The 22,978-nt window shown below is 69.9% G+C and carries 21 protein-coding genes; 15 read left to right on the top strand and 6 right to left on the bottom strand.

Translation table 11 applies throughout. The annotated features are described in order from the left end of the window. Window positions 1-39 precede the first annotated feature (39 nt). From araA to WYM_RS15545, 4 genes are all read right to left on the bottom strand, one after another. On the bottom strand, window positions 40-1,551 hold the full coding sequence (araA, locus tag WYM_RS15560) for an L-arabinose isomerase (RefSeq protein ID WP_019181767.1): 1,512 nt from the start codon (window positions 1,549-1,551) through the stop codon (window positions 40-42). A 113-nt stretch (window positions 1,552-1,664) separates the two neighbouring features. Then, entirely contained in the window at window positions 1,665-3,398 is a 1,734-nt protein-coding gene (locus WYM_RS15555) for a xylulokinase (protein ID WP_019181766.1), read from the bottom strand. Next, entirely contained in the window at window positions 3,395-4,141 is a 747-nt protein-coding gene (locus tag WYM_RS15550) for an L-ribulose-5-phosphate 4-epimerase (protein ID WP_019181765.1), read from the bottom strand. The genes WYM_RS15555 and WYM_RS15550 overlap by 4 nt, the downstream gene beginning before the upstream one ends. Window positions 4,142-4,347: 206 nt before the next feature. Beyond that, window positions 4,348-5,361: a LacI family DNA-binding transcriptional regulator gene (locus WYM_RS15545; protein WP_019181764.1), complete on the bottom strand. Its 1,014-nt coding sequence runs from the start codon at window positions 5,359-5,361 to the stop codon at window positions 4,348-4,350. A gap of 77 nt (window positions 5,362-5,438) precedes the next feature. On the opposite strand from WYM_RS15545, the gene WYM_RS15540 reads away from it, so the two are divergent. Beyond that, window positions 5,439-6,293 carry an NAD-dependent epimerase/dehydratase family protein gene (locus tag WYM_RS15540; RefSeq protein WP_019181763.1) on the top strand — a complete coding sequence of 285 codons (855 nt, stop codon included), beginning with the start codon at window positions 5,439-5,441 and terminating at the stop codon, window positions 6,291-6,293. After that, on the top strand, window positions 6,290-6,961 hold the full coding sequence (locus WYM_RS15535; RefSeq protein ID WP_019181762.1) for a DUF1992 domain-containing protein: 672 nt from the start codon (window positions 6,290-6,292) through the stop codon (window positions 6,959-6,961). The genes WYM_RS15540 and WYM_RS15535 overlap by 4 nt, the downstream gene beginning before the upstream one ends. Before the next feature lie 57 nt (window positions 6,962-7,018). Here WYM_RS15535 and WYM_RS15530 read toward each other — a convergent pair whose 3' ends face one another. Continuing rightward, window positions 7,019-7,309 carry a DUF4287 domain-containing protein gene (locus WYM_RS15530; RefSeq protein ID WP_019181761.1) on the bottom strand — a complete coding sequence of 97 codons (291 nt, stop codon included), beginning with the start codon at window positions 7,307-7,309 and terminating at the stop codon, window positions 7,019-7,021. A 17-nt stretch (window positions 7,310-7,326) separates the two neighbouring features. Beyond that, window positions 7,327-7,701, bottom strand: a complete 375-nt coding sequence (locus WYM_RS15525; RefSeq protein ID WP_019181760.1) for a cupin domain-containing protein — start codon at window positions 7,699-7,701, stop codon at window positions 7,327-7,329. Window positions 7,702-7,768: 67 nt separating this feature from the next. On the opposite strand from WYM_RS15525, the gene WYM_RS15520 reads away from it, so the two are divergent. The 13 genes from WYM_RS15520 to WYM_RS20480 all read left to right on the top strand — a co-directional run. Continuing rightward, the gene (locus WYM_RS15520) at window positions 7,769-8,758 is read left to right on the top strand and encodes an ArsR/SmtB family transcription factor (RefSeq protein ID WP_026059855.1); all 990 of its coding nucleotides are present in this window, start codon (window positions 7,769-7,771) and stop codon (window positions 8,756-8,758) included. A gap of 199 nt (window positions 8,759-8,957) precedes the next feature. Next, window positions 8,958-10,655: an ABC transporter substrate-binding protein gene (locus WYM_RS15515; RefSeq protein WP_157525250.1), complete on the top strand. Its 1,698-nt coding sequence runs from the start codon at window positions 8,958-8,960 to the stop codon at window positions 10,653-10,655. 2 nt (window positions 10,656-10,657) lie between these two features. Then, window positions 10,658-11,632 carry an ABC transporter permease gene (locus WYM_RS15510; RefSeq protein ID WP_019181757.1) on the top strand — a complete coding sequence of 325 codons (975 nt, stop codon included), beginning with the start codon at window positions 10,658-10,660 and terminating at the stop codon, window positions 11,630-11,632. After that, complete coding sequence (locus WYM_RS15505) at window positions 11,629-12,627, top strand: ABC transporter permease (RefSeq protein WP_019181756.1); 999 nt, start codon at window positions 11,629-11,631, stop codon at window positions 12,625-12,627. The genes WYM_RS15510 and WYM_RS15505 overlap by 4 nt, the downstream gene beginning before the upstream one ends. Window positions 12,628-12,635: 8 nt before the next feature. Then, window positions 12,636-13,499 carry an ABC transporter ATP-binding protein gene (locus WYM_RS20490; protein WP_019181755.1) on the top strand — a complete coding sequence of 288 codons (864 nt, stop codon included), beginning with the start codon at window positions 12,636-12,638 and terminating at the stop codon, window positions 13,497-13,499. Further along, a complete protein-coding gene (locus WYM_RS15495) occupies window positions 13,496-14,356 on the top strand; it encodes an ATP-binding cassette domain-containing protein (protein WP_019181754.1) in 861 nt (286 codons plus the stop codon). Before WYM_RS20490 ends, WYM_RS15495 begins: the two co-directional genes overlap by 4 nt. Then, entirely contained in the window at window positions 14,353-15,636 is a 1,284-nt protein-coding gene (locus WYM_RS15490) for an alpha/beta fold hydrolase (RefSeq protein ID WP_026059854.1), read from the top strand. The genes WYM_RS15495 and WYM_RS15490 overlap by 4 nt, the downstream gene beginning before the upstream one ends. Further along, on the top strand, window positions 15,633-17,084 hold the full coding sequence (locus tag WYM_RS15485) for an aminopeptidase P family protein (protein ID WP_019181752.1): 1,452 nt from the start codon (window positions 15,633-15,635) through the stop codon (window positions 17,082-17,084). The genes WYM_RS15490 and WYM_RS15485 overlap by 4 nt, the downstream gene beginning before the upstream one ends. Beyond that, entirely contained in the window at window positions 17,081-19,789 is a 2,709-nt protein-coding gene (locus tag WYM_RS15480; RefSeq protein ID WP_019181751.1) for a beta-L-arabinofuranosidase domain-containing protein, read from the top strand. The genes WYM_RS15485 and WYM_RS15480 overlap by 4 nt, the downstream gene beginning before the upstream one ends. Window positions 19,790-19,844: 55 nt before the next feature. Then, window positions 19,845-20,753: a dihydrodipicolinate synthase family protein gene (locus WYM_RS15475; protein ID WP_019181750.1), complete on the top strand. Its 909-nt coding sequence runs from the start codon at window positions 19,845-19,847 to the stop codon at window positions 20,751-20,753. Window positions 20,754-20,768: 15 nt separating this feature from the next. Next, complete coding sequence (locus tag WYM_RS15470; protein ID WP_019181749.1) at window positions 20,769-21,770, top strand: proline racemase family protein; 1,002 nt, start codon at window positions 20,769-20,771, stop codon at window positions 21,768-21,770. Then, window positions 21,767-22,765: an ornithine cyclodeaminase family protein gene (locus tag WYM_RS20485; RefSeq protein ID WP_019181748.1), complete on the top strand. Its 999-nt coding sequence runs from the start codon at window positions 21,767-21,769 to the stop codon at window positions 22,763-22,765. The genes WYM_RS15470 and WYM_RS20485 overlap by 4 nt, the downstream gene beginning before the upstream one ends. Further along, window positions 22,762-22,978, top strand: a 217-nt coding sequence (locus WYM_RS20480; RefSeq protein ID WP_040569420.1) for a GntR family transcriptional regulator, incomplete at its 3' end; no start/stop codon positions are given. The genes WYM_RS20485 and WYM_RS20480, both read left to right, overlap by 4 nt.

Raw genomic sequence — 22,978 nt, 5'->3', positions numbered from 1 at the left:
TCACAGTAGCGGGTGACGCAGATTCGCGACTCTCGAGGGTCAGAGGCCCTGGGCCAGACGGTAGTAGGCCTGGTTCCAGCGCAGCTCCCGCTGGAAGCCGCGGAGCGTGGTGTCTTCGTCGATGACGACGAGCTCCGTCTTGGCGATCTCGGCGAAGTCGCGGAACACCTCGATGCCGACCGCGGTCGTCATGACGGTGTGGTGGGCGGCACCGGCCGCGAGCCAGCAGCCGGCCGACGTCGCGAAGTCCGGCGCGGGCTTCCACACCGCCCGGCCGACCGGAAGCTTCGGCAGGTCGGGGGCTTCGACGTTCTCGACGACGTTGGCGACCAGGCGGAACCGGTCGCGCATGTCGCTCATCGCCACGACGAGGGCCGGGCCCGGGTCGGCGGTGAACACGAGGCGCACCGGGTCCTCCTTGCCGCCGATGCCGAGCGGGTGCACCTCGAGGCGCGCCTTCGCGGAGCTCAGCGACGGCGACACCTCGAGCATGTGGGCACCGAGGATCCGCTCCGAGCCGGGGACGAGGTCGTAGGTGTAGTCCTCCATGAGACTTGCGCCACCCGGGAGGCCCGCGCCCATCACGTTCGCGACGCGAACGAGGATCGCCGTCTTCCAGTCGCCTTCGGCACCGAAGCCGTACCCCTCGGCCATGAGCCGCTGCACCGCGAGCCCCGGCAGCTGCTTCAGCGCCCCGAGGTCTTCGAACGACGTGGTGAAGGCGCCGAAGCCGCCTTCCTCGAGGAAGGAGCGCAGGCCGAGCTCGATCGCCGCGCCGTCACGCAGCGACTGGTGCCGCGCCCCACCGGGCAGCAGCTCGTCGGCCACGTCGTACTCGTCGAGGTACACCGCGACCAGGGCGTCGACGTCGGCCTCGGCCGCGGCATCCACCGCTTCCACCAGCTCGTTCACACCCCACGTGTTGACCTGCACGCCGAACCGCAGCTCGGCCTCGGTCTTGTCGCCCTCGGTGACCGCGACGTAGCGCATGTTGTCGCCGAATCGTGCGAGCTTCAGCGTACGGGCGGCCGACCATCCGGCGGCGGCGCGCTGCCAGTCCTCGATCTGCTGCTTCACGGCCGGGTTCGACACGTGACCGACCACGGTCTTGCGGGCGACGCCGAGGCGGGTCTGGATGTACCCGAACTCGCGGTCGCCGTGCGCGGCCTGGTTGAGGTTCATGAAGTCGAAGTCGATGTCGGCCCACGGCAGCTCGACGTTGGCCTGCGTGTGCAGGTGCAGCAGCGGCTTCTGAAGGGCGTCGAGGCCCGCGATCCACATCTTCGCGGGGCTGAAGGTGTGCATCCAGGCGATGACGCCGATCACGTCGTCGCGGGCGTTCACTTCCAGCGCCAGCTTGCGGATCGAGTCGGAGTCCTTGAGGACCGGCTTCCAGACGACCTTCACCGGCAGCGACGACAGACCGTCGGCCACCTGCTGCGATTGCTCGGCGACCTGACGGAGGGTCTCATCGCCGTAGAGGTTCTGGCTGCCGGTGACGAACCAGACTTCGTACGAGTCGAGGGTGGTGGACAGAGGCGTGCGGGTCATGGGATTCCTTCAGTTCAGTGAGTCCGCGGCATCCGTGCCCCATTTCCGCTCGATAGAGAGGCCTCTACCGGCGAGAACGGGGACATGGGCGCCAGAGATCGGGACACGGTGGGTCAGAGAGCGGAGACGGCGGCGGCTTCGACGGCCAGGCCGGCGCGGTAGCGGTCGAGGTACGCGGCGAAGCCGGCGACGTCGGCCGGATCGGGATCGGCGGTGTCGATCGGGGCGTGCGCGAAGACGCGGTCGTCGAGATAGGCCGACAGGTCTCTTCCGGATGTCGCGGCCGCGGCTGGTCCCACGGGCTCGGACGCTCGCCGCGGCGCGCCGGCGCCGCCGTGAGGAGGCGTGGGGACCGCTCCCCCGACCTCTGCGGCGAACGCGGCCAGCACCGCGACGCCCCACGCGCCGCCCTCGGCGGCGGTGTCGCCGACCGACACGGGGGCGTCGAGCGCGCCCGCGAGGAAGCGCTGGGCGACGCCGGCGGTGCGGAACATGCCGCCGTGCGCGAACATGCGATCCAGCGCGACACCCTCTCCCTCGAGCACGCGCATGCCGAGGGCCAGGGTGCCGAAGACGCCGTAGAGCTGCGCGCGCATGGCGTTCGCGAGGGTGAAGCGGCTGTCGGGCGTGCGCACGAACAGCGGCCGCCCCTCCGTCAGCCCAGCGATCGGCTCGCCCGCGAGGTGGTTGTAGGCGAGCAGCCCGCCGGCGTCGGCCTCGCCGGCGAGCGCCTCGCGGAACAGCGTCTCGTAGACCGCGTCGGCCGCGACCGGCGTACCGGCCGCCACGGCGAAGCGCTCGAAGAGACCCGCCCACGCGGCGAGCTCGCTCGCGCCGTTGTTGCAGTGCACCATTGCGACCGGATCGCCCGCCGGAGTCGTGACGAGGTCGAGCTCGTGATGCACGTGCTCCAGCGGCCGCTCGAGCACGACCATCGCGAAGATGCTCGTCCCCGCGCTGACGTTTCCGGTGCGCGGGGCGACCGCGTTGGTCGCGACCATGCCGGTTCCGGCGTCGCCCTCAGGCGGACACAGACGGATGCCGGGGCGCAGCGCACCGGTCGGGTCGAGCAGTGCGGCGCCCTCGGCGGTCAGGTCACCGGCTGCCGTACCGGCGCCGAGCACCTCGGGAAGCAGGTCACGGACGCTGCGGGCCGGAAGCCGGTCCGCCGCCAGCGCGTCGTACCGCGCGAGCAGGTCGGCGTCGTAGTCGCCGGTGACGGAGTCGATCGGGAACATCCCCGAGGCGTCGCCGACGCCCAGCACCCGCCGGCCCGTGAGGCGGAAGTGGACGTAGCCGGCCAGGGTGGTGACGAAGCGCACACGGGACAGGTGCGGCTCGTCATCGAGCACCGCCTGATGCAGGTGCGCGATCGACCACCGCAGCGGGATGTTGAGACCGAACGACGCCGTGAGCTCGGCGGCGGCCGCCCCGGTCGTGGTGTTGCGCCAAGTCCGGAACGGCACGAGCAGCTCGTCGGCCTCGTCGAACGCGAGATAGCCGTGCATCATCGCCGAGACGCCGATCGCGCCGTACGTGTCGGGGCGGACCCCGTGCCGCTCGTGGACGTCGGCGACGAGTGCGGCGTAGGCATCCTGCAGCCCTCTCCACACATCGTCGAGCGAATACGTCCAGGTGCGGTGCTCGAACCGGTTCTCCCACGCGTGGGAGCCGACGCCGAGCACCACGGTGGGGTCGTCGAGCGCGATCAGGCAGGCCTTGATGCGGGTGGACCCGAACTCGATGCCCAGCGCGGTGCGACCCTCGAGGATCTGCGCGGTGCGGCCCTCGCGGATCGCCTGGGCTGCGGCATCCTCCCGCGCCTCTGCGTCTGGCCGAAGAGTCATCGCCGTTCGTCTCCGCTCTGTCCGTAGACGTTCTGGTAGCGGTCGTACAGGCTGTCGATCGCGTCCTGCGGGATCGGCACCAACGGGCCCGCCTCCCGCGCGTAGTGCACCGTGCGGGCCACGTCCTCGACCATCACCGCCGCCTTCACGGCATCCTTGGCCGAAGCGCCGATCGTGAACGGACCGTGGTTCTGCATCAGCACCGCCCGAGAGCGATGCCCGCTCAGCGTCTCGACGATGCCCCGGCCGATCGAGTCGTCGCCGATGATCGCGAACGGCCCCACCGGGATCGGTCCACCGAACTCATCGGCCATCGCCGTGATCACGCACGGGATCTCCTCCGCCCGCGCCGCCCACGCCACCGCGAACGTCGAATGGGTGTGCACGACCCCGCCGACCTCCGGCATGTTCCGATACACATACGCGTGCGCCGCCGTGTCACTGGAAGGCGACCGGTCACTGCCCGGCGTGCCGGGAACCACATTCCCGTCCAGATCGCACAGGATCATGTTCTCCGGCGCCAGCTCGTCGTACGACACACCCGACGGCTTGATCACGAACAGATCCGCACCCGGCACCCGCCCCGAGACGTTGCCGCCCGTCCACACCACCAGGCCATACCGCACCAGCTCGCCGTGGAGCGTCGCCACCTGCTGACGGATGGCGGCGATGGATGCCTCGACTTCCGGACTGGAGTGAGGCGTCGGGGTCGCCGGGCTGGGGCTCGTCACGGGGTCCTCCATCGGGTTCTCGTGGATGCTGCCGCGTACGAGGCGACGCGATCGATGTTACCGGTAACACCGCTTCCGGTAAAGCATGACCCTGTACCCGGCGCAGGATCGAGCGAGTCGCCGGCGACGCTCCACGGCGGAATCGCGCGGGGTGGCACCGGTCGCCTCGCGCGGCAGTCCTGAGAACGGTACGAGCGCAGGTCGGGCATCGTCGCCTCTCAGCGTCGGGGAGGCGCGGTGGACGCGCGCACGAAGAGCCGCGGATCGCCGACGATCGGCGTCGGCGCACCCAGGACCTGGGCCACGGCGCTGCGCGCCTCGCCCGCGAGATCGAGTCCGACCGTGGTCAGGGCCGGACGGTAGAACGCGGCATCGGGATTGTCGTCGAAGCCGGTGACGCTGACGTCACCCGGAACGTCGAGACCTGCGGCGCGCAGCCCGGCGATGAGCCCGAGCGCCATCTGGTCGTTCGCCGCGGCGATCGCGGTCGGGCCCGGCTCATTCCGCACCGCTGCGGCGATGTCGCCGGCGACCGCAGCGCCCGAGGCGGCGGACCAGTCCCCGGTCCACAGCGGCCCGGGCTCGAGGTTCGCCTCGGCGATCGCACGCGCGACACCGGCATCGCGCGAGCGCGCCTCGATCCAGTCCGCGGGTCCCACGACACGACCGATGCGCCGGTGCCCGAGCTCGACGAGATGCGACACCGCCAGCATCGCGCCGTCCTCCTGCCGCACCGCACCGGGGCCGACATGCAGCGCCGCCACCGCGACGCCCGGATAGGCCTCGGAGAGCGAAGCGAGGGTCGCCGCGTGCGGTGCGAGAAGGATGAGCCCGTCGACACCCTGCCCGAGCAGCCGTTCTGCGGCGTCCCGGACGGATGCCTCGGCCGAGGCATCGGCGTATGCCGTCGCGGTCCACCGGCCGGCGTCGCGCGCCGCCGCCTCGAGGGCGGCGATGCCGACGGAGGGGCCGTACAGCGTGGCGTCCGAGGCGATGACGCCCAGCGTCCGGCTGGTGCGCGTGCCGAGCGTGCGGGCGGCGTTGTTGACCCGGTATCCGAGCTCGGCCATCGCGTCGAGCACGCGGCTGCGCGTCTCGGGGCGGATGTGCGGGTGGTCGTTGATGACGCGCGACACCGTCTGCGTCGATACGCCGGCCGCTCGCGCGACATCGCGCACACCCACGCGACCGGCGGTCTCGCGTGCGGCGGGAGTCGGTGCGTGGCCATCCATCGCGCTCACCCTAGTGGCAGCGACGGATTCGGCTCACTCTCGCCGAGTCGCCCGGAGGGCGTGGCACGCTGTTAAGCATGCGCATCGCACTCACCGGCTCGTCCGGAAAGCTCGGCTCGGTCGTCGCTCGCGAGCTGCGCGCGGCCGGCTACGAGGTCCTCGGCATCGATGTCGTCGGAACCCGCGGACCCGACTTCGTGCAGGTCGATCTCACCGACTACGGACAGGTGGTCGACGCCCTCGCCGGGGTCAACGACAAGCACGACGGGATCGATGCCGTCGTGCACCTCGGAGCCATACCGGCACCGGGCATCCGCAGCGACGTCGCCACCTTCCACAACAACATGGGTGCGACGTTCAACGTGTTCTGGGCGGCCGCGAGGCTCGGCATCCGTCGCATCGTCTACGCATCGAGCGAGACGGTGCTCGGCCTTCCCTTCGACGTGCCGCCGCCGTACATCCCGGTCGACGAGGAGTATCCGCCCCGGCCCGAGTCGGTCTACTCGCTGGTCAAGACGCTCGAAGAGCGCATGGCCGTCGAGCTCGTGCGCTGGAACCCCGAGCTATCGATCACCGGTCTGCGGTTCTCGAACGTCATGGTGCCGGAGGACTACCCGGAGTTCCCGACGTTCGACGCCGACGCACGGCAGCGCAAGTGGAACCTCTGGGGCTACATCGACGCGCGCGACGGGGCGCAGGCCATCCAGCGTGCGCTCGAGGTCGCACCGCCCGGGTTCGAGACGTACATCATCGCCGCCGCCGACACCGTGATGTCCCGCCCGAACGCCGAGCTGGTCGCCGAGGTGTTCCCGGATGTGCCTGCGAACGGTGAGTTGGGCGACCACGACACCCTGCTGTCCATCGACAAGGCCCGCCGCCTGCTCGGCTACGCCCCGCAGCACTCCTGGCGGGATCACACCGCGGGATCATGACCGAGGACCCCCGGCTCGCCGCCGCCCGCTACCGCGTCGACAGGCTCGCGCGGGACGAGGGTGTCGGGACCACACCGGAAGCGGATCCCACCGACGACGGAGGCTCGGACGGGTCCCAGACCGCCTCGCCCGAGGTCGAGGCATCCGGTTCGCGCACGCGCGCCGCGAACGCCGTGGATCGTGCGGCGTACGTCGAGACATCGATCCAGCAGGCGATCCGGCGCGGCGACTTCGACGACCTGCCCGGTGCAGGCAAGCCGATCCCCGGACTCGGCCAGGGACACGATCCCGACTGGTGGATCCGCCGCAAGATCGAGACCGAGCGTCTGACCGGACTCGGTCCGCCCGCACTGATGCTGCGGGTCGAGGATCGCGAGCTCTCCGGCAGGCTCGATGCGCTCACTCGCGAGCAGGATGTCCGCGAAGCGGTCGAGGGCTTCAACCGCCGGGTCATCGAGGCTCGACGTCAGCTGCTGGGCGGTCCGCCGGTCGTGACCGCGCTCCGCGATGTCGACGGCGAGGTCGCTGCGTGGCGCGAGCGGCGGGACGCGCGGTTCGCTCGGGCAGACGCCGCAGCGGCCGCCGAGGTGGAGGCGCGGGCAGAGCGCCGGGGCGGCGGCATCCGCTCCTGGGTTCGGACCGTATTCCGCCGGTCGGGGCGCGACTGACGCGCCCCGACGGACGGATCCAGTCCGAGGCCGAGCCGAGGACCGGAGGCGGAACGGCTACGGGTTCGGATTGGTGGCTTTGCCGTCCAGCCACAGCTCGTTCGCAGGATCCGAGTGCGTTCCGCCGGATTGGACGTGCTTGTCGCTGATCCGCGGGCCCTTCGTGATGACGTGGACCATCGCCATCGCGTGGCCACGACCGAGACCGTAGTCGGCGGCGAGCCACTCGACGATCGGCGTGGCCTTGGTCGTCTGGTCGAACCCCTTCTCGTGGGCGAGCTCGACGAGCTGCCGCGGCGTCAGTCCGGTCTTGGTCTCGACGGCGTCGAGGTAGGCCTGAAAACTCATGTCTTCTCCTTGTGGGGTCAGGGGATGTCGAGGACGCCGGGTGCGTCCTGCCATTCCTGGATGATGCGGTCCGAGGCGTGGATGCAGAGCACGCGCAACCGGCCGGCGCCGCAGTTCTTGAAGCCGTGCCACATGCCGGCGGGAGCGGTCGCCGTATCCCCCTCGACCGCATGGATCGTCGCGTCGCCGACGGTGATGCGCGCCTCTCCTTCGAGCACGACCCACGTCTCGGGATACGGGTGACGGTGGATGTCGGGCCCCTGGCCGGGTTCGTTGTCGACGAAGAAGTACGAGACGCCGGCGGAGTGCTCGGCGCCGATGAACCGGCGCGTGCGTCCGGTGCCGATGCCGAGCTCGACGGCCGGAACGACGGCGGGGATCTGCGTGTTCATGATTCCTCCGATCTGGTGGTGTGCGTCCAGCCTGTCGCTACGGCATCGCCGCCCCTATCCTTTCGATGTGGATCGAAAGTACGTGGATTTCCGGCTCGCCCCGGACGACCTCACGGCCATCCGATTCGGGGTCTCACCCGGCCACGAGCTCTGTCACGCGGTGCGGGCGCTGCACCGCCCTGACAGCTACCCACTGCAGTGGGGCTGGCTTCGATCCACCCGCGGGACGATTCCCCGCGAGGATTTCGAGGTGCTCGCGCTGCTCATCCGTGAGGACGGCTACTTCCCCGACTTCCTCACGACCACGCCGACCTGGGAGCTCACGCCCGAGGCGGAGTCCGAACGGCTGCGCGACATCGACGACGCCCGCTTCGACGTCGACATGACGAAGGTGCTCGTGCGGTCCGAAGGCGCGAACCGCGACGCGGTGCAGCGCATGCTGGACCATCCGGACCGGGCGCGGACGATGATCGCCGACGCATGGCTGTCACTGTGGAACGCGGCCCTCGCCCCGGTGTGGCCGCAGCTCGAGCGCCTTCTGCGTGCCGACATCGCCGTGCGCACGAGAAGGATCGCCGAGAGCGGGATCGGCGGCATGATCGCGACGCTGCACGACCGCGTCGACTGGGCCGATGGCGCCGTGCGCGTGACGATGCGCATCTGGAGCGAGATCGTCGACTGCCGCGGCAGCGGACTCGTCCTGGTGCCGTCGGTCATGGGGACCACCGGCTGCAACGTGCTCACCGAACCGCCCGCTCAGCCCACGCTGTTCTATCCGGCTCAAGGCGTCACGGCGACCTGGGCACGTGATCCCGCCGATGTGGTGGATGTCCTCGGCGCCCTGCTCGGGCCGGCCCGGGCGCGCATCCTGCTCGACGCGCACGAGCCGCGCACCACGTCGCAGGTCGCGACCGACACGGCTCTCGCTCTGTCGACGGCGTCACACCACCTCACGGTGCTGCGCGACGCGGGACTGGTCGCGAGCGCCCGTGACGGTGCGCGCGTGCTGCACCGCCGCACCCCACTCGGCGAGGCCATGGTGGGGGCTGTTCTCTGACCACGAGCGCACGACGCGTGTTTCGCGCTCGTAAACAACCTGCCGCTTTGAATGACGATTCGGTCACGACGTTCGCCGTAGCCGATCTCACCGGATAGAACGGATGAGGTATTAGGTGCAGTTGTACATTGCACCGTCATGTTGTTTCATTGTTGGGTCACTCGACGCAACGGAGCAAGAGGAAGGAATGGTCGAACAGATGACCGTCAAGAAGAGAGTCACCGGAGTATTCGTCGCCGGTCTGAGCGCAGCGCTGCTGCTGGCCGGCTGCTCCGGCGGCGGATCGCCCTCCGAGAGCTCGCAGGCCTCATCGGGTGAGCCGCAGCAGGGCGGCACGGTGCACATGCTCCAGAACGCCGACTTCTCGTACCTCGACCCGGCACGCGGCTGGGACGGCGGCGTGAACGCGTTCTACCGCCTGCTCTACCGGGGCCTCACGATGCAGGCGGCGGGCGACGCGGACGACCCCAACGCGATCGTCCCCGACCTCGCCGAGTCGCTCGGCACGCCGTCCGAGGACGGCCTCACCTGGACGTACACGCTCAAGGACGACCTCGCCTTCGACAACGGCGATCCCATCACCTCGGCCGAGGTCAAGTTCGGCATCTCGCGTGCATGGGACCCGCAGATCGGCATCGGCTCGCCGTACCTGAAGAACGTGATCGACGCTCCGGCCGACTATCAGGGCCCGTATGTCTCGGGCGAGATCCCGACCATCGAGACACCGGATGAGAAGACCATCGTCTTCCACCTCAAGGCACCCTTCCCCGAGTTCGACAACGTGCTCGCGCAGTCCAACGCCGTGCCCTTCCCGCTCGGAACCGGCGGCGGCGACGAGTTCATCAACGACGTCATCGCCTCGGGACCGTACACGCTCGACAGCTACACCCCCGGCAGCACCATCACGCTGGTGCGCAACGAGCACTGGAGCGCCGACTCCGACGACGTGCGCAAGGCGTATCCCGACGAGTGGCAGTTCGACATGGGCATCGACGCCGCCACGATCGAAGAGCGGATGATCGCCGGGCAGGGCGCCGACGCCAACGCGATCGCCGGCAAGATCAGCGGGGCCGCGCTGCCGCGCATCCAGACCGCCGAGCTGCAGGAGCGCGCGATCAAGGCGCCGGCCTTCTGCACGACCTACATGTCGATGAACACCACCAAGGCGCCGTTCGACGACGTGCGGGTTCGTCAGGCCGTCAACTGGGCCCTGGACCGCACCACGGTGCAGAACGCCTCGGGCGGCAACCAGCTCGCAGACGTTGCGACCACGATCATCCCGCCGGCGGTCAACGGCCACCGCGACTTCGACCTCTACCCCGCGACCGACGAGGGCGGCAATGCCGAAGAGGCGCAGGCGCTGCTCGCAGAAGCGGGTCTGGCGGACGGCTTCGAGTTCACGCTCGACATCCGCTCGCAGCCGGCCATGCAGGCGCAGGCCGAGGCCGTCCAGGAGTCGCTCGAGAAGGTCGGCATCACGGTCAACCTGAACGTGATCGACACCGCGATCTATTACGAGACCATCGCCACCCCCTCCCAGCAGAACGACGCGGCCATCACGGGCTGGTGCCCGGACTGGGCCTCGTCCGCGAGCACGTTCATCCCGCCGCTGTTCGATGGCGCGATGATCACCGAGAAGGGCAACCAGAACCTCGCCCAGCTGAACGACCCCGCCGTCAACGCGCGGATCGCCGAGGTGCGTGCGATGACGGATGTCGACGAGGCCAACCAGGCATGGGGTGACCTGGACGAGCAGATCATGGAGCTCGCTCCGATCGCACCGCTGGTCTTCGAGAACGGCATCTTCCTGCCGGGTGAGAACATCGCCGGCTACCACCCCAGCACGAACATGACCGATCTCACGATCGTGGGTCTGAAGGACCCCTCGAAGGGCTGAGCATGACCATCCCCTCGACCGCCATCGAGGTCGAGGCCACGCCGGGCGGTGACCCAGTACTCGAAGAGTCACTGGAGTCACCCCCGGCCGCTGGCCGGAAACTCCTCCGCGGGTTCCTCACCGACGTCCCGGCGATGCTCTCGCTCGGATACATCGTCCTGATCCTGCTCATGGCGATCTTCGCGCCGCTGATCGTCATGATCAGCGGCTGGGGACCGTACGAGTTCGATCAGACCGCGATCGACCCGAATATGGGCTCCATCCCGCTCGGGCCGCTGGGCGGCATCAGCGCCGACCACTGGTTCGGCGTCGAGCCCGGGAGCGGCCGCGACATCTTCGCGCGCATCGCCTACGGCGCCCGTGTGTCGATGACGGTCGCCCTGTCGGCCACCATCCTCACCACGATCCTCGGCGTGGTCTTCGGGCTGCTCGCCGGCTACTTCGGCGGGTGGATCGACACCGCCATCTCGCGCGTCATGGAGTTCCTGATGGCCTTTCCCGCGCTCATCTTCATGATCGCGATCCTCTCCGCGCTTCCGTCCGACAACCGCATCGTGCTCCTCGTGGTGGTGATCTCGCTGTTCGGCTGGCCGTACCTCGCCCGCATCGTGCGTTCGCAGACGCTGTCGCTGAAGGAGCGCGAGTTCGTCGAGTCGGCGCGCGCCTCCGGCGCCTCGGGAGCGCAGATCATCTTCCGCGAGATTCTGCCGAACCTCGTGTCGACGATCGTCGTCATGGCCACGCTCGCCGTGCCGGGGTACATCGGCACCGAGGCGGGCCTGTCGTTCCTCGGCGTCGGCGTGGTCCCGCCGACCCCCAGCTGGGGTCAGATGATCGCGGCGGCCGCCCCGTGGTACGCCGTCGACCCCATGTACTTCATCATCCCCGGCACCTTCCTCTTCCTGCTCGTGCTGTCGTTCACCACCTTGGGAGACCGCATCCGGGCACTCATCGGCAGCGCGGAGGTGCGCGCATGATCCGCTTCGCCGGCTCGCGCCTCCTGGGCATGCTCGTCGTGCTCTTCCTGGTGACCCTCTTCACCTACGTCATCTTCTTCGTGCTCTCGCCCGATCCGGCCGTGCAGATCTGCGGCAAGAACTGCACGCCGGAGCGCATCGAGCAGATCCGCATGAACCTGGGGCTCGACCAGCCGTTCTGGACGCAGTTCTGGGAGTACGTGACGGGACTGTTCACCGGCCGTGAGTACGTCGTCGCGGGCGCGGTCGTGACCTGCCCCGCACCCTGCCTCGGGTACTCCTTCCAGACCGGGCAGCTCGTGACCGACATGATCGTCCAGCGCCTGCCGATCTCGGCGACGATCGCGATCGGCGCGGCCGTGCTGTGGCTCATCGGAGGACTCGTGGGCGGCGTGCTGAGCGCCGTGTACGAGGGCAAGTTCGCCGACCGCTTCTTCGCCGGGCTGACGCTCGGCGCGATGTCGATCCCCAATTACGTCCTGGCGCTGCTGCTGCAGTTCGTCCTCGTCGTCGCCCTCGGCTGGCTGCCCTTCCCGCAGGCGGTTCCCTTCTCGGAGGATCCCGGCCAGTGGTTCCTCAACTTCCTGATGCCGTGGATCGTCCTGGCCGTCGGGTACGCCGCCGTGTACACGCGGCTGACCCGGGCGAATGTCATCGAGACGCTGCAGGAGAACTTCGTCCGCACTGCGAATGCCAAGGGCTTGAGCTCGTCACTGGTGTGGCGGCGGCACGCGCTGCGACCGGCGCTCACCCCGATCGTCACCATCTTCGGCATGGACATCGCGGGCCTCCTCGGCGGCGCCGTGATCACCGAGACCGTGTTCGGCCTGAACGGCGTGGGCAAGCTGACGGCCGATTCGATCTCGTCCAACGACCAGCCGGTCATCATGGCCGTGACTCTGCTGTCGGCGTTCTTCGTCATCGTCGGCAACCTCGTCGTGGACCTGCTCTACACGGCGATCGATCCGCGCGTGCGGACGGCGGCCCGCGCATGAGGGGAGACATGGTGCATCATCCGACGGACGACCTGCTCCGCGTCGACGACCTGAGCGTCGAGTTCCGCACCGCGAACGGCGTGGCACGCGTCGTGGATTCGGTGGCCTTCTCGGTCCCGCGCGGCGGCGCCCTCGGCATCGTCGGCGAATCCGGGTCGGGCAAGTCCATGACGAGCCTGGCCATCATGGGACTGCTTCCCAAGGGCGGCAGCGCGAGCGGCAGCATCCGCTTCGACGGTCAGGATCTGCTCTCCGTCCGAGGAAACGCCATGCGCCGCATCCGAGGCGATCGCATCGCGATGATCTTCCAGGACCCGCTGTCGTCGCTGAACCCCTATTACACCGTCGGCGTGCAGATCGCCGAGGCGTACCGGTCGCACCGCACCGGCGTCTCGCGGAAGCAGGCGAAGCGGGTCGCGATCGAGGCGATGGAGCGCGTCCACATCCACGACGCCGCGAGACGCGCCGACCACTATCCGCATCAGTTCTCGGGCGGCATGCGCCAGCGCATCATGATCGCGATGGCGCTGAGCATGGAGCCCGACCTGATCATCGCGGACGAGCCGACGACGGCGCTCGACGTCACGGTCCAGGCTCAGATCCTCGATCTGCTCGCCGAGATCCGCCGCGACACCGGGGCCGGCCTCATCCTCATCACGCACGATCTCGCTGTGGTGAGCGAGGTCGCCGATCGCATCGTCGTGATGCGCGGCGGACGCCTCGTCGAGGAGGGCGCCGTCGAAGACGTGTTCAGCGACCCGCAGCACGAGTACACGCGACGGCTGCTCGACGCGGTGCCGCGAATCGACGACCGGATCGGCGAGCTGCGGACCACGGCGATCCCCGTCGTGACCGAGAAGGAGAAGCGATGACGGATGCCGCGCCCCTGTGCCGCGCGACGGCGCTGGTGAAGGAGTTCACCACCCACGCCTCGATGCTCGGCCGGCCCACGACGTTCCGTGCGGTCGACGACGTCTCGTTCGAGGTGCGCCACGGTGAGACGCTCGCGCTCGTCGGCGAGTCCGGCTCGGGCAAGTCCACCACGGCGCGGCTCGTCGCGCGCCTGATGGACCCGACGTCGGGAACCGTCGAGTTCGAGGGGCGGGATGTCACGACCCTGAGGGGCCGGTCGCTGCACGCCTTCCGCAGCGACGTCCAGGTGATCTTCCAAGATCCCTACTCATCGCTGAACCCCCGGCACACCGTCGAGGCACTCGTGACGGCACCCCTGCGCTACCAGAAGCGCAAGATCCCCGGCGGCGCCCGCTCGTTCACACGCGATCTCATGGATCGGGTCGGCCTGAATCCGGACCACTCCGGCCGCTACCCCGCCCAGTTCTCGGGAGGGCAGGCGCAGCGCATCGGGATCGCGCGAGCCCTCGCGGTGAAGCCCAAGCTCGTCATCTGCGATGAGGCCGTCTCGGCCCTCGACGTCTCGGTCCAGGCGCAGGTCGTCAACCTGCTCCGTTCGCTGCAACGGGACGAGGGATTCGGCTACCTCTTCATCGCCCACGACCTGGCGGTCGTGCGCCAGATCGCGAGCCGCGTCGCGGTGATGAGCCGCGGGCGGATAGTGGAGCAGGGCGAGCGGGACCAGATCTTCACCGACCCTCAAGACGACTACACCCGCACACTCCTCGCCGCCGTGCCGCGCATCGATCCCGAGTGGGATGCGCGTCGCCGCGAGGCGGAGCGGCGCCGCGCGGCGCTGGCATCGGAGGCCTCATGACCACGACCTACCACCTTCCCGGCATCCACGTCACCGAGACGTTCGTCGACGTTCCCCTGGACTGGAACGACCCGGCGGGCCGGTCCATCTCGGTCTTCGTGCGCGAACTCGTCGATCCCGAACGGCGCGACGACGACCTGCCCCTCCTGACGTACCTCCAGGGAGGCCCCGGCGGAGCCAACCCCCGCCCGCTCCGGAGCGACGGCTGGATCGAAGAGGCGCTCCACGACTACCGCATCGTGCTGGTCGACCAGCGCGGTACCGGCCGCAGTCATCCCCTCGAGGCAGTCGACGTCGCGCCGCTCGACGCAGCGGCCGGCGCCGACCTGCTCGCGCTCTTCCGAGCCGACTCGATCGTGCGCGACCTCGAGCACGTGCGCATGACCCGCTACGGCGGGCGTCGCTGGGCGACCCTCGCGCAGAGCTATGGCGGCTTCCTCACCCTGACCTACCTCTCCCTCGCCCCCGAAGCGCTCGCCGCGTGCTACGTCTGCGGGGGCATCCCGGGCACACCGCCGCGCGCCGACGAGGTGTACGCCCGCACCTTCGGCCGCGTCGCGCGCAAGACCGCCGAGCTGTACCGCCGCTTTCCGGAGGACGCCGAGGCGATCGGCCGGATCGCGGATCACCTCGAGCAGGAGGAGGTGCTCCTGCCCGACGGCGACCGGCTGAGCGTGCACCGGTTCCAGTCGCTGGGGATCGACCTCGGCATGAAGCCCGGTCACGAGCGGCTGCACTGGCTGGTCGAGAAGGCCTTCGCGCGGCCGGGACGGTTGTCGACCGCCTTCCTCCAGGACACGATGATCCTGACGTCGAGCGCCGGGAACCCGCTCTTCTGGACCCTGCAGGAGTCCATCTACGGCGACCCGGAGAGCGGGCCCACGGCCTGGGCGGCTCAGCGCGCCCGCGACGCGCGCCCGGAGTTCTCCCCGGACCGGCGACCGCTGCTGTTCACCGGCGAGATGGCCTTCCCGTGGATGTTCGACGAGGTGCGACTGCTGCGCGGGTTCCGCGACGCCGCACACGCCCTTTCCGAGCGCACCGCCTGGACGCCTCTGTACGATGCGGCCCGGCTGGAGGCATCGGAGGTGCCGCTCGCCGCGGCGGTGTACTTCGACGACATGTACGTCGATGCGGGGCTCCAGCTGGACTCGCTCTCCCGCATCGGCAACTCGCAGTACTGGGTCACCAACGAATTCGAGCACGACGGAATCGGATCGGGACGGACGTTCACCGCACTGCGGGACATCGTCCGCGACCGCGGAGGAGAAAAGCGATGACGCACCACCACCACGCGGCGCCCGTCCGGCCGCCCTATGCCGGCACACGCTACCCGCGGCTCGCCGGGATTCCGGCGTTCACCGAGTTCATCGCGTCGGGGTGGGACGACGTGCCCGTGCGCCCGACGATGCCCGCCGGCACCTCAGAGGCAGCCGCAGCACACCGCTCGCGCCTGAGCGCGGCGATGCCCGGGCAGACGCTCGTCGTGGCTTCCGGCTCCGCCCCGATCCGCAACGACGACGCCGCCTACGGCTTCCGTGCCGACAGCAACTTCGTGTGGCTCAGCGGCTGCCAGGTCGAGGACGCCGTGCTCGTGATGTGGGCGGTCCCCGGCGGTCACGACGCCGTGCTGTACCTCCCGCGCCCCTTCCGCCCGGGCGACGCCGGCTTCTTCTCGAACGCCATGCACGGCGAGCTGTGGGTCGGCCCCTCTGCAGGGCTGCCCGAGTGGTCCGATGCGCTGAGTATCACCGTTGAGCCCCTCGAGGCCCTCGACGCCCGGCACAACGAGCTTCGGGGCGCTCTGGCCGCTCGGTCCGCCGCGCACCTCGCGGGCGGACTCGACGCGGTCGCGTCTCCGGAGCTCGAGCGCACGATGTCGCGGCTGCGGATGGTCAAGGACGAGTGGGAGATCACCCAGCTCCGCGCCGCCGTCGATGCGACCGTCGACGGGTTCGCCGCCGTGGTCGCCGAGGTGCCGCGAGCGATCCGGGACGGGCTCGGCGAACGATGGCTGCAGGGCACATTCGACCGCCACGCGCGCACGTTCGGCAACGGTCCGGGCTACTCGACCATCGTCGGCTCGGGAGCGCACGCCCCGATCCTGCACTGGGTGCGATGCGACGGCCCCGTGCTTCCCCACGCCGCACTGCTGCTCGACATGGGTGTCGAGGCCCACTCGCTCTATACCGCCGACGTCACCCGCACCGTCCCGGCCACGGGCACGTTCAGCACGGCGCAGCGCGCGGTGCACGACCTGGTCGAGAAGGCGCACCGCGCCGGTCTCGACCAGATCCGGCCCGGCACCCCCTACTTGGACTTCCACTTCGCTGCGATGGAGGTCGTCGCCCAGGGGCTTCACGACTGGGGCCTCCTGCCGGTGTCGGTCGACGAAGCGCTCTCGCCGGCGGGCCAGCACCATCGTCGCTACCTCGCCTGCGGCATCGGGCACCACCTGGGGCTCGATGTGCACGACTGCAGCCAGGCGCAGTACGAGGACTACATGGGCGCCGATCTGGAACCGGGCGTCGTGATGACTGTCGAACCCGGTCTGTACTTCCATGCGCACGACCTCACGCTGCCGCCGGAGCTGCGCGGCATCGGCGTCCGGCTGGAGGACGACGTCCTCGTCACCGGATCCGGCTCCGACGTCCTCTCGGCCGCGCTCCCGATCGACGCCGACGGCGTCGAGGCCTGGACGCGGGCCCACCTCGGACCGACGTCGTGAGCGCCGCGACGACCACACGGCGAGCCCTCGAGTTTCCGCTGGCCGATGTGCGGCTGGGCGACGCGAGCGTCTACCAGCGTGCCCGGAGGGAGATGCTTCATCTCGCCCGCGTCTACCCGGTGGACCGACTCCTCGCCGTCTTCCGCGCCAATGCCGGCCTCGACACGCGCGGCGCGCAGCCGCCCGGGTCGTGGGAGGACTTCGGCCACCCCGCCGAAGAGGCGTGGGGCGAGCACGACTACCCCGGCCGCGAAGCGGCTCAGACGGCGAACCTGCTGCGCGGACACTACGCCGGTCACTTTTTGTCGATGCTGTCCATGGCGGCCGTGGACGAGCGCGACGAGTCCCTTCGCGAGAAGGTCTCGGAGTTCGTCGCCGGACTCGCCGAAGTGCAGAGCGCTCTCGCCGCGACCGGGCGTTACTCGCACCCGGGGTTCCTCGCCGCCTACGGCGAGTGGCAGTTCGCCCGCCTCGAGGACGGCGCACCGTACGGCGAGATCTGGGCGCCGTACTACACCTGCCACAAGATCATGGCCGGCCTTCTCGACGCATATGAGCTGACCGGCGACGAGCAGGCGCTCGACGTCGTGACGGCGATGGCCCACTGGGTGAACGGCCGGCTGTCCCGGCTCGACGACGCCCGCCGCCAGCACATGTGGTCGCTGTACATCGCCGGGGAGTTCGGCGGCATGAACGAGACGCTGGCGCGGCTCAGCGTCGTCGCGGACGAGCCGCTCTTCCTCGAGACGGCGCGCATGTTCGACCAGCACGGCCTCATCGCGGCAGGCGCCTCGGGCCGCGACATCCTCGACGGCATGCACGCGAATCAGCACCTGCCGCAGCTGATCGGCTACGTCCGCGAGTACGAGTCCACCGGCGAGGCCGCCTACCTCGACGCGGCCATCGGGCTGTGGGACCAGGTGGTGCCCGGGCGCATGTACGCCCACGGCGGCACCGGAGAGAGCGAGCTGTGGGGGCCGGCCGGCCGTGTCGCAGGCGACATCGGGCACCGCAATGCCGAGACGTGCGCGACCTACAACCTGCTCAAGCTCGCGAAGCTGCTGTTCCAGCACACCCTCGACCCGGCGTACATGGAGTACTACGAGCGCGGTCTGCTGAACCACATCCTCGCGTCGCGTCGCGACATCCGCTCCGAGACGAGCCCCGAAGTCACCTACATGTTCCCGGTGCATCCGGGCGCACTGCCCGAGTTCGACAACGTCGGCACATGCTGCGGCGGCACGGGGCTCGAGAACCACGTCAAGTACCAGGACGCGGTGTTCTTCCACGGCACGGGTGAGGACGCCGAGCTGTGGATCAACCCGCACGCGTCCGCCGAGCTCACGTGGCACGAGCGCGGCGTGCGCGTCGTCGTCGACTCGGGCCTTCCGCTGGCATCCCAGGTGCGCGTCCGGATCGAGCGCATCGACGGATGCCGCGACCCGCTGCCCCTGACGATCCATTTCCGCATCCCCGCGTGGGTGTCGGCTCCCGCCACTGCCACCATCGACGGCGAGGCTCTCGCCGTCGCCGCCGAGCCGGGTGGCTACGCCCCTGTGAAGCGCGAGTGGAACGCGGGCGACGAGCTCGTCGTCGATCTGCCCATGGGACTCCGAGCGGAGGCCACGCCCGACGACCCGCATATCCGCCACCTCGCCTACGGCCCGAGCATCCTGGTCGCGCGTTCCGACAGCACCGCGTGGCTGGAGGTCGCGCTCGACCGCCGCCGCCTGCTCGACGGGACGATCCTCGGTGACGACCCCGACCCCGAGGCGCGACTCATCGCCGGGCAGGGGGCCCGGCTCGGAGGGGTGCGGTTCGAGCCCGTGTGGACGGGGTCTTCCGAGCGGTACCACATGTACGTGCGCGCGGTCGATGAGACGATCGCTTTCGCGGGCGTCGACACGGGTGTGCGTGTGCGTGATCGCGAGGATGGCAGCACGGTCCTGGACGATGTGTGGGCCGAGCCGGCACCGCGCACCAGAGTGGACTTCGTCGCTCGCGTGCTCGACTCCGTCCGTCGCGGCCGCGAGGACGGCCTGCTGGGTGCGGCCGAGGCGAGGACGGTGCTCCGCTGCGCGCTGGAGCTCGATGCCGCCGCGCTTCGGGCCGCCGATGCAGCCGGAGAGGAGTCCGACGAGGTGCGCGCCGCTCGCGCCTGGCTGGAGGAATCCGCGGGCACGGAGGACGAGGCATCCGTCCCTCTCATCGAGATCCTCTCGCCGGAGCCTGCCGCCTCCGGATGGCACACGTCGCAGCCCGTCCTCACGGTGCGGGTGACCTCGCAGGGCGTCGCGCCGGACCGCATCGACGTGCGCGTCGCCGACGGCGACTGGCTACCGTACGAGGGTCCGTTCCGCCTGGAGCGGGAGGGGTCGGTGCGCGTCCAGGCGCGGGCCATCGCTGCGCGGCGTGCGGTGACCGCCACGCGCACTCTTCACATCGACACGACTCCCCCGCGCACGGAGGCCCGTGTGAAGCCGCTCGGCTCGAGCGTCGAGGTCACCTTCGTCGCCACCGACGAGGTGTCAGGCGCCGAGCGCATCCAATGGGAAGGACCGGGCACGTTCTGGGCGACGTTCCAGGAGGCTTTCGTCCGGGCGCTCACCGACGACGAGCAGGTGCTCGAGTACGCCGCAACCGACCGCGCGGGCAACGAGGAACCGCGCCGGCGGCTCGTGCTGCCGCCTCGCCCGGCGGTGTAGACGCCGCGTCCATTCCCCATTACCATTGCAATTGCACCTACCTTCAGGAGAGAAGATGACCGACCATCAGCCGTGGCACGGCGTGAACCTGGCCACGACCCTGCCCATCAATCCGGATTTCTCGGTGAACTACGACGCGTACGCCGAGCACGTGCGGTTCACCACCTCGAACGGTGTGACGGGCATCATCCCGAACGGGTCGCTGGGCGAGTACCAGACGCTGACCGAGGAGGAGCGCCGTCAGGTGTTCCTCACGGCGATGGATGCCGCCCCCGAAGGCACCGCCGTCATTCCCGGCGTCGGCGCGTACGGCGCACTCGAGAGCGTGCGTCTGACCGAGCACGCCGCCGAGCACGGTGCGCCCGCCGTCATGCTTCTGCCCCCCAACGCCTACCGCGCCAGCGACGACGAGGTGGCCGACCATTTCCGCCGGGTGGCCGCCGTCGGCCTGCCGGTGCTCGCCTACAACAACCCGATCGACACCAAGGTCGATCTGCGCCCCGACCTGCTCGCCCGCCTCTTCGAAGAGGGCCTCATCGTGTCGGTGAAGGAGTTCTCGGGCGATGTGCGCCACTCCTTCGAGATCCGCGAGCTGGCACCGGGCCTCGACATCTCGATCGGATCGGATGACGTCGTCTTCGAGCTCGGCATCAACGGCGCCGTGGGCTGGGTCGCCGGCTACCCGAACGCCATTCCCTCGTCGACCGTCGAGCTGTACAACCTCTCGACCTCGGACGACCCGGCCGACTGGGTACGGGCACGCGAGATCTACCGCGATCTTCACCCGCTGCTGCGCTGGGACTCCAAGACGTGGTTCGTGCAGGCGATCAAGCTCTCGCAGGAGGTAGCCGGAGTCGCCCCGGCCGGCATCACCACGCGCCCACCGCGCCTGCCGCTTCCCGAGGACGTGCGCACGCGTATCATCGCCGACACCGAGGCCGTGCTGGCCAAGGGCTACCGCTGATCCCGAGGACCTGAAATGCGATCGCAGCGCGTCTTCCACGCCGTCGACTCCCACACGGAGGGCATGCCCACCCGCGTCATCGTCGGCGGCGTGGGCGTGCTTCCGGGCGCGACGATGGAGGAGCGTCGTCAGTGGTTCATGGCGAACAGCGACGACATCCGCCTGCTCCTCATGAACGAGCCGCGCGGCCACAGCGCGATGAGCGGCGCGATCCTGCAGCCGCCCACGCGCGCCGACGCGGACTTCGGCGTGCTGTACATCGAGGTGTCGGGATGCCTCCCCATGTGCGGGCACGGCACGATCGGCGTCGCGACGGTCCTCGTCGAGACCGGCATGGTGCCGGTCACGGAGCCGGTGACGACCATCCGGCTCGACACGCCCGCCGGTCTCGTGATCGCCGACGTCGCGGTGAGCGACGGCCATGCCGACCGCGTGACGATCCGCAACGTGCCGTCGTTCGTCGTCGGACTCGACCGGACCGTCGACGTTCCCGGCTACGGCAGCGTGGCGTACGACCTGGCCTTCGGCGGCAACTTCTACGCGATCGTGTCGCTCGAGAGCCTCGGGCTGCCCTTCGATCGTGCACGCAAGGACGACCTGCTCGCTGCGGGCCTGGCGATCATGGAGGCGGTCGAGGCGGCGGATCACCCCCGGCATCCGGTCGATCCCACCATTCAGGGGTGCCATCACGTGTACCTCGAGGCCCCCGGTTCCACCGCGCTGCACTCGCGCCACGCGATGGCGATCCACCCCGGATGGTTCGACCGCTCGCCCTGCGGCACGGGCACGAGCGCCCGCATGGCGCAGCTGCATGCACGTGGCCTGCTCCCCCTGGGCACCGATTTCGTGAACGAGTCGTACATCGGCACGGCGTTCACCGGCCGGCTCGTCGAAGAGACCTCCCTGGCCGGCATTCCGGCGGTCATCCCGACGATCACCGGTCGCGCATGGGTCACCGGCACCGCGCAGTACATGCTCGACCCGTCCGACCCGTTCCCTCGGGGGTTCCAGCTGTGACCTCGCCTCCCCTCGGCATCCCGGTCGTGAGCGCGGCCGAGATCGACGCAGCCGTCTCTCGGCGCGCCGCCGTCGAGGCGATCATGGCGGCGCTGCGTGACGGGTGGGACATCGAGCACGACCATGAGCGACTCTTCGCGCCCCTCGCCGGCGGCGAGTTCCTGCTGATGCCGGCGGAGTCTGCCGCGTCCGCGGGGATCAAGGTCGCCACGATCGCCCCCGGCAACACCACGCGCGGTCTTCCGAAGATCCATGCGTGGTACCTCCTCTTCGACCGCGAGACGCTGCAGCCGCGCGCCGTGCTCGAGGGAGCGCGGCTCACGACGCTGCGCACCCCGGCTGTGACGGCCGTCGCGATCGAAGGTCTGCTCGCGGCTGACCCTGACGGAGCGCGAACCGGGGTCGAGCACCTCGTCGTCGTCGGCTCCGGTCCCCAGGCCGTCGAGCACGCGCGCACGCTCGCCGCGATCGCGCCGGTCCGCCGCGTGAGCATCGTCGGTCGCAGGCCTGTCCGCGTCGAGGCCGCCGTCGCCGAGCTGCGCGCGGCCGGGCTGCCGGCCGATCGGGGCTCGCACGAGACGCTCGCCGAGGCCGACGTCGTCATCACGGCGACATCGTCGTCGACCCCGGTGGTCGAGCTCGACGACGTCCGCCCGGACGCCGTCGTGGCGGCGATCGGGTCGCACGGACACGGTCACCGCGAGGTCGGTGAGCGGCTCGTCCGCTCGGCCGACATCGTGGTCGAGGCGCGCGCGTCCGCTCTGCGCGAGAACGGCAACCTCTCCGCCGCCCGCAGCGGCGACGAGTGGACGAGCGGCGCGAACCCGATCTGGAATCTCGCCGAGCTGGTCCGCGGAGAGATGACCCGCCGACCCGGTGCGCCGGCACTGTACACCGGTGTCGGCATGGCGTGGGAAGACCTGGCCGTTGTGGAGAGGATCATGGAGACCACGCGACAGGACGGACCGCTCGCGTCCGAGGAGGCGTACCGATGACCGTTCCCGAACTGCGCGGCTTCGTGCGTCTGAGCAAGCAGCCGAGCATCCGTGACACCGTCAAGAGCGCACTGCGCGCCGCGATCATCAGCGGCGAGATGCAGCCCGGGCGCGTGTACTCGGCGCCGAGCCTGGGCGAGCAGTTCGGGGTGTCGGCCACCCCGATCCGCGAGGCGATGCTGGACCTCGTGCGCGAAGGGCTCGTGATCGCGC

This window comes from Microbacterium yannicii PS01 (assembly GCF_000304335.1).
Taxonomy (GTDB): domain Bacteria; phylum Actinomycetota; class Actinomycetes; order Actinomycetales; family Microbacteriaceae; genus Microbacterium; species Microbacterium yannicii_A.
Note: the sequence above shows the minus strand (reverse complement) of the source record. Positions and strands in the feature narration are given on the sequence as shown.

Coding starts and splice junctions, on each gene's coding strand:
- araA (WP_019181767.1), bottom strand. CDS start 1,551: ATGACCCGCACGCCTCTGTCCACCACCCTCGACTCGTACGAAGTCTGG.
- WYM_RS15555 (WP_019181766.1), bottom strand. CDS start 3,398: ATGACTCTTCGGCCAGACGCAGAGGCGCGGGAGGATGCCGCAGCCCAG.
- WYM_RS15550 (WP_019181765.1), bottom strand. CDS start 4,141: ATGGAGGACCCCGTGACGAGCCCCAGCCCGGCGACCCCGACGCCTCAC.
- WYM_RS15545 (WP_019181764.1), bottom strand. CDS start 5,361: ATGGATGGCCACGCACCGACTCCCGCCGCACGCGAGACCGCCGGTCGC.
- WYM_RS15540 (WP_019181763.1), top strand. CDS start 5,439: ATGCGCATCGCACTCACCGGCTCGTCCGGAAAGCTCGGCTCGGTCGTC.
- WYM_RS15535 (WP_019181762.1), top strand. CDS start 6,290: ATGACCGAGGACCCCCGGCTCGCCGCCGCCCGCTACCGCGTCGACAGG.
- WYM_RS15530 (WP_019181761.1), bottom strand. CDS start 7,309: ATGAGTTTTCAGGCCTACCTCGACGCCGTCGAGACCAAGACCGGACTG.
- WYM_RS15525 (WP_019181760.1), bottom strand. CDS start 7,701: ATGAACACGCAGATCCCCGCCGTCGTTCCGGCCGTCGAGCTCGGCATC.
- WYM_RS15515 (WP_157525250.1), top strand. CDS start 8,958: ATGACCGTCAAGAAGAGAGTCACCGGAGTATTCGTCGCCGGTCTGAGC.
- WYM_RS15510 (WP_019181757.1), top strand. CDS start 10,658: ATGACCATCCCCTCGACCGCCATCGAGGTCGAGGCCACGCCGGGCGGT.
- WYM_RS15505 (WP_019181756.1), top strand. CDS start 11,629: ATGATCCGCTTCGCCGGCTCGCGCCTCCTGGGCATGCTCGTCGTGCTC.
- WYM_RS20490 (WP_019181755.1), top strand. CDS start 12,636: ATGGTGCATCATCCGACGGACGACCTGCTCCGCGTCGACGACCTGAGC.
- WYM_RS15495 (WP_019181754.1), top strand. CDS start 13,496: ATGACGGATGCCGCGCCCCTGTGCCGCGCGACGGCGCTGGTGAAGGAG.
- WYM_RS15490 (WP_026059854.1), top strand. CDS start 14,353: ATGACCACGACCTACCACCTTCCCGGCATCCACGTCACCGAGACGTTC.
- WYM_RS15485 (WP_019181752.1), top strand. CDS start 15,633: ATGACGCACCACCACCACGCGGCGCCCGTCCGGCCGCCCTATGCCGGC.
- WYM_RS15475 (WP_019181750.1), top strand. CDS start 19,845: ATGACCGACCATCAGCCGTGGCACGGCGTGAACCTGGCCACGACCCTG.
- WYM_RS15470 (WP_019181749.1), top strand. CDS start 20,769: ATGCGATCGCAGCGCGTCTTCCACGCCGTCGACTCCCACACGGAGGGC.